The sequence below is a fragment of the Streptomyces sp. NPDC033221 genome (assembly GCF_055577005.1).
Genome location: NZ_JBVIQN010000001.1, coordinates 417585 through 432628 on the forward strand (window position 1 = coordinate 417585; position 15044 = coordinate 432628).

A 15044-nucleotide genomic window follows, 5' to 3' on the forward strand; every position below is an offset into this window, starting at 1 on the left:
CTGCCACGTCATGCCGGTTTTCCGCCAACACCCGCCGCACGTCACGACCGTCACCCGGTTCCTGCCGCAGGGCACCGAGGTGACGGCCCACGCACACGACGTCCACCAGATCGTCTACGCGGGGCGCGGCGTGCTCACCGTGACCACGGACGCCGGGAGCTGGGTCGCCCCGGCCACCCGCGCGATCTGGATTCCGGCCGGGACGGTGCACGAGCACCGGGCGCACGGGGACACCGACCTGCACACCGTCGGCGTGCCGCCGGCCGCCGACCCGCTGGGGCTGGACCGGCCCGCCGTCCTCGCGGTCGGCCCGCTGCTGCGCGAGCTGATCATCGCGTACAGCGGTACGGGCAGCCGCCGTACGGCCGAGGCGCGGCGCCTGCTGGCCGTACTCCTCGACCAGCTGCGCCACACCCCGCTCCAGGCCCTGCACCTGCCCCGGGCCCGCGACCCGCGGCTGGCGGCGGTCTGCGCGGCCCTGCGCGCCGACCCGTCCGATCCGCGCCCGCTCGCCGCACTGGGCGCGCGGGCCGGGGCGAGCGAACGGACCCTGGCCCGCCTCTTCCGCGCTGAACTGGGCATGACCTTCCCCCAGTGGCGTACGCAGCTGCGCCTGCACCACGCGCTGGTGCTGCTGGCGCAGGACGGCCCGGCGCTGTCCGTGACCGCGATCGCGCACCGCTGCGGCTGGGCCTCGGCCAGCGCCTTCATCGATGCCTTCCGCCGGTCGTTCGGACACACGCCGGGCGCCCACCGGGCTCTCGTCGGCCCGGCTACAACACCAGGGACAGCAGCAGGACGCACACGATCCCGACGACGGAGATCAGCGTCTCCATCAGCGACCAGGTCTTGAGCGTCTGGCCGACGTCCATGCCGAAGTACTCCTTCACCATCCAGAAGCCCGCGTCGTTGACGTGGCTGAAGAACAGCGAACCGGCGCCGACGGCGAGGACCAGCAGGGCGGTGTGGGTGGTGGACATGTCCGCGGTGAGCGGCGCCACCAGACCGGCGGCGGAGATGGTGGCCACCGTCGCCGAACCGGTCGCGAGCCGGATCGCGACCGCGATCAGCCAGGCCAGCAGCAGCGTGGAGATGTTCCAGTCCTTGGACAGCTCCAGGATCATCTGGCCGACGCCCGCGTCCACCAGGGTCTGCTTGAAGCCGCCACCCGCGCCCACGATCAGCAGCACACCGGCGATCGGCGCGAGGGACTTCTCGACGGTGGTGGCGATCCGGCCCTTGGTGAAGCCGGCCGACCGGCCCAGCGTGAACATGCCGACGAGGACGGCGGTGAGCAGCGCGATCAGCGGGGAGCCGACCACGTCGAAGACCCGCTGGACCGTGGTGCCCTTGTCGTCCACGACGACGTCCACCAGGGCCTTGGCCAGCATCATCACGACGGGCAGCAGCACCGTGGCGACGGTGATCCCGAAGCCGGGGCGCTTGTCCAGCTCGCCCGAGGGGCGCTCGGGGATCATCTTCTCCGGCGGGCGGATGTCCACCCAGCGGGCGGCGTAGCGGGAGAACAGCGGACCGGCGACGATCGCGGTGGGGATGGCGACGACCACGCCGAGCGCCAGGGTGACGCCCAGGTTGGCGTCGAGCGCGGCGATGGCGGCCAGCGGGCCGGGGTGCGGCGGGATCAGGCCGTGCATGACGGACAGGCCGGCCAGCGCCGGGATGCCGATGCGCATCAGGGAGAAGTTGCCGCGCTTGACGACCAGCAGCACCACGGGGATCAGCAGCACGATGCCGACCTCGAAGAAGATCGGCAGGCCGACGATGCCCGCGATCAGCACCATCGCCCAGGGCATGACGCGTCCGCTCGCCTTCGCCAGGATCGTGTCGACGATCTGGTCGGCGCCCCCGGAATCGGCGAGCAGTTTGCCGAGGATCGCACCGAGCGCGATCAGGATGCCGGTGCCCGCGACCGTACTGCCGAGGCCCGACGAGAAGCTGGCGATGGCCTTGTCCAGCGGTGCGCCCGCCACCGCGCCCAACACCAGCGAGCCGATGATCAGGGACAGGAAGGCGTGCAGCTTGAACTTGGTGATGAGCAGGACGATGACGGCGATGCCCGCGAGGACGGCGATGCCGAGCTGCGCGTGACCGGCCGAGGTGATCGGCTCGGTCGCATCCGCTGCCAGCATCTCGACGCTGAGATGTGTCACGGCTGTTCCCTAAGAGGTGCTGTTGCTGGGTGTGGTGGTGGCCCCGGTGCGGTGACGCGGGGGCGTACGGGCCCGGGCCCGCGGCGGACGGTCAGGCGGGGGCGGGCCGGCCGGTGTCGTAGTGACGCAGCGCCTCGACGGCACGGTCGGCGATCTCCTGCGGGGTGCCGGACACGTCGACGGCGACGCCCGCCTCGTCCGCGCCCAGCGGTTCGAGGGTGGCGAACTGGGAGTCGAGCAGCGCGGTGGGCATGAAATGGCCCTTGCGCTCACCCATCCGGGTCTCGATCAGCGACCGGTCGCCCGTCAGGTGCAGGAAGACGATGCCGGGCGCGGCGGCCCGCAGGCGGTCACGGTAGGCGCGCTTGAGCGCCGAGCTGCTGACGACGCCGCCCCGGCCGGCGCGGCCGTGGGCCCAGGCGCCGATGGCGTCCAGCCAGGGCCACCGGTCGGCGTCCTGGAGGGGGGTGCCGGCGGACATCTTGGCGATGTTGGCCGGGGGGTGGAAGTCGTCGCCCTCCGCGTAGGGGACATCGAGGTCGGTGGCCACCAGCGGCCCGATCGTCGTCTTGCCGGTGCCGGCCACGCCCATCACGACGATGACGTGGGGGGTGCTCATCCCGTGTACCTCGCTGTCCTCTTTGACATCGGTCTGCCGTCCCACTGAAACCCATGGGATACGACGTATTCAAGCCCCTGTGACGTAAAAGTCATACTTAAAAGCGGGGACCTCCCGGGAACGTAGGCTGAACCCATGGAGAACCAGGGGGCGGGTCAGGGGCTGCACGCGCGGGTACTGGAGTCCCTCGGACCCGCCATCACCGCGGGTGAGTACCCACCGGGCACGATCTTGCGCACCGACGAGCTGGAACAGCGCTTCGACGTCTCCCGTACGGTCATCCGCGAGGCGATACGGGTCCTGGAATCCATGCACCTGGTGGCCTCGCGGCGCCGGGTCGGCGTGACCGTGCGCCCCACCGAGGAGTGGAACGTCTACGACCCGCGCGTCATCGGCTGGCGGCTGGACGGCCCGGACCGCCCCCGGCAGCTGCGCTCCCTGACCGTGCTGCGCTCCGCCGTCGAACCGGCCGCCGCGGGCCTGGCCGCCCGGCACGCCACCCCGGAGCAGTGCGCCGAGCTGACCGAGCACGCCATGGGCATGGTCGCCACCTCGCGCGGCCAGCAGCTCGACGCGTACCTGGTGCACGACGTGGCCTTCCACCGCATCGTGCTGACCTCCTCCGGCAACGAGATGTTCGCCCGGCTCGGCGACGTGGTGGCCGCCGTCCTCACCGGCCGCACCCACCACCACGTCATGTTCACCGACCCCGACCCGGCCGCGGTGACCCTGCACGTCCAGGTCGCCGAGGCGGTACGGGTCGGCGACGCGGAGCGCGCCGAGGCACTGACCCGCGAGATCACCGTGGGTGCCATGGCCGAACTGGACGTCCTCGCGCCGTAACGGCACCCGGCCGCGGCCGCACACCGTGGTCGCCGCCACGAGAATTCGTGGTCGACCGCTGAACTCTCTTTCCCTACCGCAGACCTCGGCTTTATTTCTTCCCAACGGCAGCCCGGCCGGGCATAACTGTGACCACACGGCGCGGCATCACCCACCGATGCACTTCTCCGGCGCCGCAGCACAGTTCGAAGAAAGGCCGGAACCTTGAGAACTGCCCGAAGGACGGTATTCAGCCTGGCGGCCGGTGCGGCCCTCTGCACCTCCGCCCTGACACTCGCCCCGGCCGCACACGCGGGAAGCGAGAACTACGTCAAAATCACCAACAAGGCGGGAATCGTGGCCACCACGTGCTACGAGTGGCAGGGCGTCCCCAGCGGCAAGGACTACTGCAACCAGGGCAAGGCCGTGGGCCAGTCCTGGACCGCGTACTTCCCGAAGGGCGCGACCTCCGCGGTGGTCAACCTGAAACTGTCGCCGTGGGACAAGAACAGGGACAGTGCCGCGGTGCAGGACACCAGCAAGAACCACTGCTTCGAAATCCGGGGCCTGCTCGGCTCGGAAAAGCTGATCGAAACCGGTTGCTGAAGAACGAGGAAGCGAGCAGAGCCATGAAGTACACACGCATGGGCGTCGTGGCCGGCGCCCTCACCGCCGCCCTCGGATTCGCCACCCCGGCGGCCCTGGCCGTCCCGCCCGAATACACCTCCGTGGACGGCGCGACGGACAACTGGGTGAACGAGGCGACGCCGACCGTCGAGTACAAGAACGGGATCAAGGACACCGACCCGGCCCGGGTCAAGGAAGCCCTTGAGCAGTGCAAGAGCCAGTCGGTCTCCTGCAAGGCGGCCACGGTCGGCACCGCGGAAAAGGTGACGAAGTGGTTCGACGCGTCGAGTGACGGCACCGGTGCCGCGGTGCTGGAGAACTGCTCGACGGGCGGCGACAAGGCGGACATGAAGCAGACCATCGGCGGTATGCACGCGTTCGCCTGGGGCTGGAACATCGGGGGCTCCGTCGACATCCCGCTGGCCAAGGGCGTCGGTATCGGAATCAACGGCCAGTACAACGAGACCAATACCGAGACGAAGACCGAAAGCGTCGAAATGACCGTGAAGCCGGGGTACCGGGGCACGCTCAAGCTGGGTCACGACATGGAGCGCACCACGTCCGACGTCACCGTCCAGGGCGGGAAGTTCGGCGGCGCGAAGATATCCGGGGTGCGTACCGAGGCGCTCCTCAAGGACAGCGCCAAGCGCGCCAAGCCCGATGTCAAGCCGTGCGGCTGAAGGCGCACCGCGGGACCGACGAAAGGACGCAGGCCATGGGAAACATCAGGCGTACGGCAGCCTGTGCGACCGCCGCGATCGGCATCGCACTGGCCGGCGCGGTGGTGACGGCACCAACCGCCTCCGCCGCATCGGGCCACTTCATCTCCTTCGAGAACAAGGGCTGGTTCGTGGCCAGTTCCTGCTACAAGTGGACGGGTTCGCAGACGTCCGACAGCTGTGATGCCGGGAAGAAGATCAACGACACCTGGCGGGTGGAGATACCCGAGGACGCGACCGGCGTGGAACTCGACGTGAAGGCGCTGGCACAGGTCGCCGGCGGCAACATCACACCGCAGATCACCGATCTGAAGCGCGACTACTGCTACGAACTCTCCGGTACCACCTTCAATCCGAAGATCACCGAGAAGCAGTGCTAGGCCCGGACGAAGGGAACGGAAAAGTGACTTCCGGAACTCATCGGATGAAGCGGGCCGGCGGATACGGCGCGGCCGTTCTCGCCATCGTGCTCGGCGGCGGAATCCTGACGGCACCGTCGGCCGCCGCGAGCGCGGAGAACTTCATCCAGTTCAAGAGCGACGCGATGTACTTCGTCGACACCTGTTACGAATGGCAGGGGCCGGACGGCATCGAGAAGAAGAACTACTGCCACAACGCCAAGGCCGTGGGGGCCACCTGGAAGGCGAACTTCCCGGAGGAGGCGACCGGCGCCACCGTCAAGGTGACCTTCGCCGGGTACACGGGCGGCCCGCCGAAGACGGTCACCGTCGACGACGTCAGCAAGAACAGCTGCTACCAGCTCAAGGGAACCTGGCCGAACTACGCCGAAGTCCTGCGCGTGAACTGCTGACCCGGCACCCCTGACCCCACTCCTGACCCGGCACCACTGACCCGGCGCTGCTTGTTCCGCAGCGCCGGGTCAGCGCCGTTGGCGCAACACCCGCAGCGCGGGCCCCAGTTCACGCCGCCCGTCGATGCGCAGTTTGCGGTAGGCCCCGGTCAGATGCGTCTCGACGGTCCGCAGGGAGACGAAGAGACGTTCGGCGATCTGCTTGTTGCTCCATCCTTCGGCGGCCAGCACGGCGACGCGTTCCTCGCCGGCCGTCAGCGGGCAGCCGTCCGCTCCCCGGCTGCCGGCCCGGCCGCCCGCCTCGTGGAGCCGCTGCTGGAGGCTGCGTGCGAGGGCGGCGGCTCCGCATCTGACCGCGATGTCCAGCCCGCGGCGCAGCGCCGTACGGGCCCCGGGCTTGTCGTCGCGCCGCAGCAACGCGCACCCGAGGGTGTGCAGGGCCCGCGCGAGTTCCAGGTCGGCGGGTGTGCGCTCCAGTACGTCCACCGCCTCGGCCACGAGTGCCAGGCCGCTCGCCCCTCCGCCGACCTGCCCGGCGGCGTGCAGTGCCACGCCGACGGCGCGCGGTATCCGGCAGCGCCGCGCCAGGTCCAGCTCCTCTTCGGCGAGCGCGTGCGCGTCGTGCCCGTACCCCAGCTGAAGGCTGACGCCGGCGGCGCGGGACCGCCAGGGGCCGATCGCCGGGCTGACGGTGCCGGCCGCCTCGAAGTGGTGTCCGCACTCCCGCAGCAGCGCCAGACCGCCGCGCCGGTCGCCGTGGGCAGTGCGCAGCGACGCCAGGCTCATCAGGAAGCGGGCCCGTTCCCAGGAGGTGTCGGAGGGGCCCGTGGCGGAGTGGGCGGCGGCGATGCGCTCGGCTTCCTCCAGGTCGCCCTGTTCCAGGAGGGCGTCGATCCGGATGGTGTCCAGGGTCAGGCGGTAGGGGACGTCATCGGTCCCGCAGGCCCGCTCGGACAGGGTGCAGGCCACCGCGGCGGCCTGGGTGACATCGCCCCGGCGCAGCGCGACGGCGGCCCGGTAGACCAGCAGCCAGGAGGCCAGCAGTTCCCTGCCGGTGTCCCGGGTCCCGTGCAGCAGGCGGCTGCACAGTCCGTCGGCCGCTTCGAGGTCGTCCAGGTACAGCAGCGACTGGGCGACGAAGTAGTGCAGCGGGAAGAGGTCGTGGGAGAACGCCGGCAGGTTCACCTGGGCCCGGTCCACCAGCTCGGTGACCCGGTCGGCCGGGCCGCCCGACCGCAGGGTCGCGAAGGCGCGGATGGCGAGCAGCTGCCGTTCGCCGGGGGTGTGCCCGTCCAGGTCGGCGGCGGCGCTCCCGCCGGTCCGCGCCGCGACACGGAGCGAGGGCCGCTCAAACTCCAGCCACTCGATCAGTGCCTGCATGCGCAGCAGAGGCTCGCGGTCGCCTGCCGCTGCTCCCGTGCGCGCGCTCAGCTCGGCGGCCAGCCGCGCCAGGTCGGGGCTGCCGGTGTGCCCGCCGCGTGACATCAGGTGGGAGTAGGCCAGTACCCCGACGGCCTCGGAGCGGGCGGCGTCATCGGTGAGGTTCTCCAGTGCGGCCGTGCCGTACGACACCGCGAGCCCCGTGTCGTAGTGGCTGGCGGCGATGGCCAGCTCCAGCAGCACCCGGGCGTGCTCCCCCGGTGTGGCCGGCTGGAAGACCGCGTGCCGCAGATACGTCACGGCTGTCTCGGCGGCCCCCCGGCGCAGTGCTTCCCCGGCGGCCCGGCGCAGCACCGCCAGCGGCCAGCTGCCGGACACCGGACCGGCCGCCATCACGTGCGCGGCCACCTCCTCGTCGGGGCGGCCGCTCAGATGCAGCACCTGTGCCGCCCGCGCGTGGGCCGTACCGACCTCCTGGGGCGTCCACTCCCCCAGGACGGCCTCCCGGACCACCCGGTGGACAAAGCGCGGCTCGTCCCCGGCCCCCAGCAGCCCGAGGGAGTGCAGCTCCGCCCCCGCCGACCGCACCACGGCCTCACCGGTGCCGCAGTACGCCGCGAGCAGCGGCCACGGCATCCCGTCCCCGAGCACCGCCAGTCCGCGCGCCAGCTCGGCCATGGCCGGGGACCCCTGGCCCAGCCGGTGCCGTACCTCGCGCAGCAGCGTGGGCAGGCCGAAGCTCCTGATCCGCTCCCGGTCCTCCTTCGTGGGCCGTACGCCGCCGCGCCGCGCGTCGCACAGCAGGGCGCGCAGGAAGAGCGGGTGTCCCTCGGTGGCGGCGTGGCAGGCGGCGCTGAAGGACGGGTCCGGCCGGGGCTCGCCGAACTCCAGCGCCACCAGCTGCGCCACGTCCGCCGGTCCGAGCGGCTCCAGCGCCAGGGTGCGGCAGGTGTCGGGGTGCACGAGGGCGTCGTACAGGTCGCCGGGCGCCGGACGCTCTCCGGTACGGGTGGTGACGGCCACCAGGACCGGATGCGTGTCCGCCCGGTTGACCAGGTGCGCCAGCCATCGCAGCGACGGCGGGTCGATCCACTGGAGGTCGTCGACGGCCAGCAGCAGCGGCTGTCTGCGGGACAGCCGGAAGACGATACGGTCCAGGCCCTCCAGTGTCCCGTCGGCGTCGGCGTACGACCCGGAGTCGCCGCCCCACGGCCCCTCCGGGTCCAGGATGCGCAGCACCGTCTCCCCCGTCCCTTCGAGCAGCGCCCGGCGGCCCTGCTCACCGGCCGCGGCGATCAGCGGGTGGAGCAGCCGCCGTACCGTGCCGAAGGCGAAGTCGCGCTGGAGCCGGTGGCAGTGCGCGCGGGCGGCCCGGAACCGCGGGACGCCCTCCAGCCAGTGGTCCAGCAGGGCCGTCTTTCCCGTACCGGCGTTGCCCGCCAGCTGTACGACGCGGGTACGCCCCGCCAGCACCTCGTCCGCCACCGCGTCGAGGGCGGCCAGCTCACCGGCGCGCCCGGCCAGCGGCGGCGGGCCGTCGCGCCCCGGCCGGCCGGTCCGTGGCGCGCCCGTTTCCCGCGGTGCGTCCCGGCCGGCTCCGTCACCCCTGCGACCGTCGATCATCTGGCCCCTACTTCCGTCTATCGGTCTGCCAGACGTCGGCCCGGGACCAGGGGTTGCGCCGCGCCGGGGGTCTCAGCATCCGGACGGACCACGACGGCCTGCCGCCCATCCGCTGATCGCCGTACGGGGCGGCCGACTTGGACGGTGCGGCGGACGCCGGACCGCCCCGGCGCCCGCTTTGCACCGGCCGCCTTCTCGTGGTCGGCGGCGGCTGATCTCGTGGTGATCCACTACGCGCCGGGGCGGGACCGTCCGGTACCGGAACGTCGGTGCTGCCCGGCCGTCACGCCCCGTAGGCGTTCTGCTCCGCGAAGCGCCGCGCCAGGGCCGTGAGCAGTTCCGGCGCGTCCTCGCGCGGCAGGACCGCCTCGATCAGCACCAGCTCGTCCGGTGTACGGGCGGCCAGCGCGAGCGCGTCCGCCAGCTCGGCCGGGGTCTCGACCCGTACCGCGACCGTGCCGGGGCCCGCGCCGAAGGCGGCGGGCAGGGCGGTGTAGTCCCAGGCCGCGATGTCGTTGTACGCGGCGGTGGCGCCGTGGATGGCGCGCTCGACCGTGTAACCGTCGTTGTTGACGACCACGACCACCGGGGCCGCGCCGTACCGGGTCATGGTGCCCAGCTCCTGCGCGGTGAGCTGGAGGGAGCCGTCGCCGATCACCAGCACCGAACGCCGGTCCGGCGCGGCCAGCTCGGTACCGAGGGTGGCCGGCAGGGTGTATCCGATGGACCCCCACAGCGGCTGGCCGACGAAGCGCCCGTCCGTGGGCAGCGGCACCTCCTGGGCGCCGTAGAACGCGGTGCCCTGCTCCGCGACGAGCACACTGCCGTCGGGCAGGAACGAGCCGACGGCGGACCACAACTGACGCTGCGTCAACCCGGCGTCCGGAGCCTCGGCCGGATGGGTCACCCGCTCCCCGTACCCCTCCGGCTCGGGCAGTCCCGAACCCCGCAACAGCCCGGTCAGCCCGCCCACGGCGTCCGCCATGGCGATGCCCTCGTACACCCCGCGCCCCGCGGCGGCCCGCCCCGGGCGCAGCTCGATGGTCCGCTCCGGGGTGAAGTGGTGACTGAAGCCGCCGGTGACGCTGTCCGAGACGGGGGCGCCGGCCAGGATCAGGCAGTCCGCATCCTCGACGGCCGCCCGGGCCCGCTTGTCGCTGATCTCCCCGGTGTAGGCGCCGACGAACCCGGGGGCAGCCTCGTCCAGGACGCCCTTCCCGCTGGAGAACACGGCGGCCCGGACCGGCGCGGCGGCCAGCAGCTCACGCAGCGGTCCGCGCAGCCCGAACCGCTCGGCCTCGTGCCCGGCCAGCACGGTGACACTGCGGGCGCCGTCCAGCATCCGCGCGCAGCTCGCGAGGAAGTCCCGCAGCCCCCCGGGATCGGCGGGCCCGTCCGGCACGATCAGCGGGCCGTCCGGCGCCGGCACCTGGGCCAGTACGACATCCGTGGGCAGGTTCAGGTGCACCGGCTTGCGCTCCCGCCACATGGCGCGCAGTACGCGGTCGATCTCCGCCGGGGCGTTCTCCGCGGTCAGGTCGGCGCGGGCCACCGTCACCTCGGCGAACATCCGGCCGAAGTGCCCGTACTCGCCGTCCATCAGGGTGTGGTGCACGGGCCGGCCGGCCGCGGCGACCGCGGTGGCGGGCATACCGGTGACGGCGACGAGCGGTACGGACTCGGCGTACGCACCGGCGACGCCGTTGACGGCCGACAGCTCGCCGACGCCGAAGGTGGTGACGAGGGCGGCGGCGCCACGCAGCCGGGCGTACCCGTCGGCGGCGTACGCGGCGTCGAGTTCGTTGCAGGTGCCGACCCAGGTGAGGCCGGGGAAGGCGGCCACCTGGTCGAGGAAGCCGAGGTTGTAGTCACCGGGCACCCCGAAGAGGTGCTCGACGCCCAGCTCGCGCAGACGGCGGAGCAGGTGGTCGGCGACGGTGATCCGAGGGGTCGCGGCCTGGCGGGCGGCGGCCTGCGGGCCGATGTCCGAGGGGGTGTCCGACATGGCGGTACCGGCTTTCTTCAAGCGTAAACGATTTAGGTCAACGAACTTGACCCATGTCGCGAGCGTACGGAAGCCCGGGATAAAATGTCAACATGCTTGACCCTAATCGTCCGGACGCCTTCGACCGCGATTTCACCCTCTTCTACTTCGCCTACCGCGCCTTCACCGGAGCGGCCGACGAAGCCCTGACCGAGCACGGCATGGGCCGCGCCCACCACCGCATCCTGACGTTCCTCGCGTACTCCCCCGGCATGAGCGTCGGCGAACTGTGCCAGGCACTCCAGCTGACCAAGCAGGCCATCAACGCGCCCCTGCGCAAGCTCGGCGACGAGCAGATGGTGCGGGTGACGCCGGGGGCGCTGGACCGGCGCCGCAAGGAACTGCACCTCACCGAGCGCGGCGCGGACCTGGAACGCAAGCTCCACGAACGTCAGCGCGCGCTGTTCGCCGCCGCGCTGGAGAAGGCCGGTCCGGAGGCCGCCGAGGGCTGGCGCCGGATGCTGGCGCCGCTGGCCGGACGGGAGTGGGAGGCGTTCACCGCCTCCGTCGCGGAACGCCGCGCGTCACAGGAGCCGTAGCACCCGTACGCGCCACGACGCTCAGAACAAGGGCTGCTGCCCCGGGAACGGCGGCTCCTCCGGATCGAACAAGCGCTCCGCCGGGGCCATCATCGGCGCGATACGGCGGGAGCCGGGACACGACACCAGCTCCAGCACGGTGCGGCGGCCCGGCGGGTCGTGCCGGGCGTAGCGGCCGCCGACGACGGCGATCTCTCGGTTGCATACGGGGCACGGGCGACGCGGTGACATCTCCTCATTGTCCCTTGCGGTGGCGGACGGCGGCCCACGGGGCGCAGCGGTAGCGCGCCCCGGCCCCCTTGCACCCCTTCACCCCCGCTCCCCTTCACCCCTACGTGGGCTCAGGTTCGGTTCACCGTGGGGCCGGGAATCCAGGAAGGGTCCGGTGTCGCCGCGGGGGTGACGCCATGACACGGAGGCGGAAGGGATCACGGCGTGCGCAAGGGACGTGCGGTGGCCGCGGGGCTGCTGGTGCTGGCCGTGACGACCGGCTGCAAAACCATCACGATCACCCCGAACGGCGGACTGTCACCGACGGCCCCCTCCGCCTCCGCGCCGGGACGCGCGGAAGCGTTTCCCATGCGCACGGCGGACAAGGCACCCCCCAGACGCACCCGCGCGAGCAAGGCGCCACGCCGGGCCGCGAAGCCGGTCCTGGCGCGCGGCGCCCGGGGCCCGAAGGTCCGCGAACTACAGGCCCGTCTGGCCCAGTTGTCACTCTTCCGCCGTAAGCCCACCGGTTTCTACGGACGGCAGACCGCCGCCTCCGTCACGGCGTTCCAGCGTCAGCGCGGCCTGCGGCGCACGGGCACCCTGGACCGCACGTCCTGGACCGCCCTGCGCTCGCGCACCCGTCCGCCGACCCGCGCCCAGATGTACCCGCCCCCCAAGAAGGCGGCCAAGAAGCCCGCCAGGAAACCGCCCGTCAAGCGCGACCGCCGCTGTATGACGGGCCGTGTCCTGTGCATCAGCAAGCGCAGCAATTCGCTCGCCTGGATGGTGAACGGCAAGGTCCGCTCGGCGATGGACGTCCGCTTCGGCGCCCAGTACACCCCCACGCGCGAGGGCACGTTCCGTATCGCGTTCAAGAGCCGCCGCCACGTCTCGTCGATCTACCACACGCCCATGCCGTACGCGATGTTCTTCAGCGGCGGCCAGGCCATCCACTACTCCGCCGACTTCGCCGCCCGCGGCTACAGCGGCGCCTCCCACGGCTGCGTCAACGTCCGCGACAAGAACGAGGTCGCCTCCCTGTTCCAGGAGGTAAGCCCGGGCGACAAGGTAGTGATCTACAAGTAACCCCAGCCGCAGTGACCCCAACCATCAATTGAGCAACCCCCACCCACAGCAACCCGGTCCGCGAGAGCGGCGCCGGCTTAGGCGCAAAAAACAGCGCGGGCAGGGCCGGGGGAACGTGCCCCGCCCGCGCCTGTGCGACGAGCCGTTGGTACGGGGGGAACCCCGGCTCGCGCGCAAGCCGATGACCAGTCGGCTTCATGACGTACTGCGCCGGGGGGCCGGAAAACGTCACACCCGTGCGGTGCGGGGTGCTCCGGGGATGCGTAGGGCGCCGGGTGCGGCGGGGGTGGTGGTGACGATGCCTCCGGGGTCGCGTGCGATGCGCGCGGAGGGGGCGTAGCGGTGGCCGCGGTGGCCGCCTTCGTCCTCGTCGTCGCCCTTGCCGCCGTGGTCCTTGCCGCGGCCGCCCTGGCCGTGGTCGTCATCGTCGTGGCGGCCGCCGTCGTACGTGCCGCCGTCCTGGGTGCGGGTGAGGTACTGGCGGCAGAAGGCGTGCACCTTGTCCGGGCCTCCGGCGGCGCGTTCCAGGCGGCGCAGGGTGTCCTGGGCGAGGCGGGAGCGCTTGCCGGATTCGTAGGTGCGGCAGAACGTGACGCCGAGCCGGTGTTTCTCCCCGGCGTCGGGTTTGCCCTGGGGGTCGTCGGGCCGGTTGCCGCCGTCGCCGGTGGTGCCGCCGCCGGCCGCGTCCCGGCCGGGGGTGCTTCGTCCGGTGTCCGGGGGCGGGGTGGCGCCGGTGCCGCCGTCGCTTCCGGTGTCGGTGATGAGAGGGCCGGGCCGGCCGGTGCCGGTGGTGGGGTCCGGCATCGGGGTGGTGCCGCCGGTGGTGGTGCCGGTGTCGTCGGTGGCGAGCGGGCCGGGGGACTCGGCGGCGGAGACGCTGGTGGCCGGGGCCGGGCCGGGGCCACCGCGGAAGGGGGTGGGCAGGACGCCCGCGCCGGCGGCCACGGCGACGCCGCCGAGCGCGCAGCCCGCCAGGGCCACCATGAAGCCGCGGCGCAGGGGGCGTCCGAAGCGGCGGCGGGTGGCGGGGCCGGTGCCGCGGGGGGTGCGTACGGCTTCCGTGGCGGGCGTGGCCGTGATGTCGGCCGCCGGGGCCGTGGCCGGTGCCGGAGCGTGGCCGCGTGCCTGTCGGAAGGCGGCGACGGCGGCTTCCTCGCCGGGGAGCGGTTCGTCGGCGGCCGGGCCGTGGCCCGCCGCCGCGGCGGCGTTCAGCAGGGCGGTGAGTTCCGCGGCGCCGGTGCCGGCCGGGGAACCGGCGGGTTCGCCGCGCAGCAGTCGCTCCGCGGCCTCCTCGTCGAGCCAGTTGTACCGGTCGTCGGCCATCACATGTCCTTCTGCGTTCGTGCGGCCGTTTCCGTCACACCCGGTACGTACGGTTCCGCCGCGCTCGCACTCCGTCCGGCGCCCCGTCCGGTGCCTTGTGCGGGCACTCCTTCCATGGGTCCGCCCAGGGGGCCTCCCACGGCTCTGTCACCGGCTCCGCCCACGGGTCCGTCACCGGGTCCGCCGTCCTCGCCGCCGGCGCCGAGCAGGTCGGCGAGGCGTCGCAGTCCGCGGTGTGCGGCGGTCCGTACGGCGCCGGGCCGCTTGCCCAGCACTCCGGCCGCGCTCTTGGCGTCCAGGCCCACCACGACGCGCAGCACGACGGCTTCGGCCTGGTCCTGCGGGAGCCGGGAGATGAGGCGGAAGGTGTGGCCGGTGCCGAGGGCTTCCATGGCTTCGTCGGCGGTGTCCGAGGCGCCCGGTTTGTCGGCGAGTGCGGTTTCGTCGCCGCCGACCGCGGGGCGGCGGCCGCGCATCCGTATGTGGTCCAGGGCGCGGTTGCGGGCTATCCGCGCGGCCCAGCCGCGGAAGCGGTCGGCGTCGCCGCTGAAGCGGGACAGGTCGCGGGTGATCTGGAGCCATGCCTCGGAGGCCACATCCTCGGCGTCCGCTTCGCCCACCAAGGTCCGTACATATCCGATCAGCCGGGGATGTACGGCTCGGTAGACGGTACGGAAAGCCGCCTCGTCACCACCCTGCGCCGCCTGTACGGCGACCGTCAGCCGGCCGTCGTCCGGCTGAATGTCGTCCCCTCGCACGGGTCCATCCTGTCGCACGCGGAAAGTCCGCCGCCCGGTCCTCGCTGATTCGCTGTTTCTCGTGCCCCACGGGTACCCCTGGTAACCCGTGTGTCCCCGCTGACGGTAACCCGCCCGCCCGCGCACCAGGCACCCGGGCTCTCCGCTGACCAGCCCCTCCACACCCACGGGAGGTACGCACGGCCACCGCGCCGGGCGGCGCGGACCCGCACGCTACGGCTCGGGCACACCCCGCGTCCAGAGCGCCCGGCACCGGTCCGTGCGCCCTGGCGCGCGACATGGGACACACCGCGCCCCGCGCCCCCTGTG

General features: G+C 72.5%; 15 protein-coding genes. 8 read left to right on the forward strand and 7 right to left on the reverse strand.

Going from position 1 to position 15044, the window contains the following annotated elements; translation table 11 throughout:
- Positions 1-10: 10 nt before the first annotated feature.
- A complete protein-coding gene (locus ACZ53K_RS01880) occupies positions 11-853 on the forward strand; it encodes an AraC family transcriptional regulator (RefSeq protein ID WP_468830623.1) in 843 nt (280 codons plus the stop codon).
- Here ACZ53K_RS01880 and ACZ53K_RS01885 read toward each other — a convergent pair.
- Both ACZ53K_RS01885 and ACZ53K_RS01890 read right to left on the reverse strand, forming a co-directional pair.
- On the reverse strand, positions 774-2171 hold the full coding sequence (locus ACZ53K_RS01885; protein ID WP_468830625.1) for a GntT/GntP/DsdX family permease: 1398 nt from the start codon (positions 2169-2171) through the stop codon (positions 774-776). The genes ACZ53K_RS01880 and ACZ53K_RS01885 overlap by 80 nt on opposite strands.
- A gap of 91 nt (positions 2172-2262) precedes the next feature.
- A complete protein-coding gene (locus ACZ53K_RS01890; RefSeq protein WP_468830627.1) occupies positions 2263-2790 on the reverse strand; it encodes a gluconokinase in 528 nt (175 codons plus the stop codon).
- A 135-nt stretch (positions 2791-2925) separates the two neighbouring features.
- Here ACZ53K_RS01890 and ACZ53K_RS01895 point away from each other — a divergent pair, with 135 nt between their 5' ends.
- From ACZ53K_RS01895 to ACZ53K_RS01915, 5 genes are all read left to right on the forward strand, one after another.
- Positions 2926-3633, forward strand: a complete 708-nt coding sequence (locus ACZ53K_RS01895) for a FadR/GntR family transcriptional regulator (protein WP_468830629.1) — start codon at positions 2926-2928, stop codon at positions 3631-3633.
- Positions 3634-3837: 204 nt separating this feature from the next.
- On the forward strand, positions 3838-4218 hold the full coding sequence (locus ACZ53K_RS01900; protein WP_468830631.1) for a hypothetical protein: 381 nt from the start codon (positions 3838-3840) through the stop codon (positions 4216-4218).
- A 23-nt stretch (positions 4219-4241) separates the two neighbouring features.
- Positions 4242-4919, forward strand: coding sequence for a hypothetical protein (locus ACZ53K_RS01905; RefSeq protein WP_468830633.1), 678 nt, complete (start codon positions 4242-4244; stop codon positions 4917-4919).
- Positions 4920-4954: 35 nt separating this feature from the next.
- The gene (locus tag ACZ53K_RS01910) at positions 4955-5338 is read left to right on the forward strand and encodes a hypothetical protein (protein WP_468830635.1); all 384 of its coding nucleotides are present in this window, start codon (positions 4955-4957) and stop codon (positions 5336-5338) included.
- Between the two features lie 23 nt (positions 5339-5361).
- Positions 5362-5769: a hypothetical protein gene (locus tag ACZ53K_RS01915; RefSeq protein ID WP_468830637.1), complete on the forward strand. Its 408-nt coding sequence runs from the start codon at positions 5362-5364 to the stop codon at positions 5767-5769.
- Positions 5770-5838: 69 nt separating this feature from the next.
- Here the strand turns inward: ACZ53K_RS01915 and ACZ53K_RS01920 are convergent, their stop codons facing one another.
- On the reverse strand, positions 5839-8772 hold the full coding sequence (locus ACZ53K_RS01920; RefSeq protein WP_468830639.1) for an ATP-binding protein: 2934 nt from the start codon (positions 8770-8772) through the stop codon (positions 5839-5841).
- A 283-nt stretch (positions 8773-9055) separates the two neighbouring features.
- Entirely contained in the window at positions 9056-10798 is a 1743-nt protein-coding gene (locus ACZ53K_RS01925; RefSeq protein WP_468830641.1) for an alpha-keto acid decarboxylase family protein, read from the reverse strand.
- 71 nt (positions 10799-10869) lie between these two features.
- Here ACZ53K_RS01925 and ACZ53K_RS01930 point away from each other — a divergent pair, with 71 nt between their 5' ends.
- Positions 10870-11355 (forward strand): MarR family winged helix-turn-helix transcriptional regulator, encoded by a 486-nt coding sequence (locus ACZ53K_RS01930; protein WP_468830643.1) that lies wholly within the window; start codon positions 10870-10872, stop codon positions 11353-11355.
- Between the two features lie 21 nt (positions 11356-11376).
- Here the strand turns inward: ACZ53K_RS01930 and ACZ53K_RS01935 are convergent, their stop codons facing one another.
- Entirely contained in the window at positions 11377-11586 is a 210-nt protein-coding gene (locus tag ACZ53K_RS01935) for a hypothetical protein (protein WP_073758983.1), read from the reverse strand.
- Between the two features lie 204 nt (positions 11587-11790).
- Between ACZ53K_RS01935 and ACZ53K_RS01940 the strand changes: the two genes are divergently transcribed.
- Positions 11791-12654, forward strand: a complete 864-nt coding sequence (locus tag ACZ53K_RS01940) for a L,D-transpeptidase family protein (protein ID WP_468830645.1) — start codon at positions 11791-11793, stop codon at positions 12652-12654.
- Between the two features lie 228 nt (positions 12655-12882).
- Here ACZ53K_RS01940 and ACZ53K_RS01945 read toward each other — a convergent pair whose 3' ends face one another.
- Both ACZ53K_RS01945 and ACZ53K_RS01950 read right to left on the reverse strand, forming a co-directional pair.
- Positions 12883-13977, reverse strand: coding sequence for a hypothetical protein (locus ACZ53K_RS01945; RefSeq protein WP_468830647.1), 1095 nt, complete (start codon positions 13975-13977; stop codon positions 12883-12885).
- A complete protein-coding gene (locus ACZ53K_RS01950) occupies positions 13977-14735 on the reverse strand; it encodes an RNA polymerase sigma factor (RefSeq protein WP_468830649.1) in 759 nt (252 codons plus the stop codon). Before ACZ53K_RS01950 ends, ACZ53K_RS01945 begins: the two co-directional genes overlap by 1 nt.
- Positions 14736-15044 lie beyond the last annotated feature (309 nt).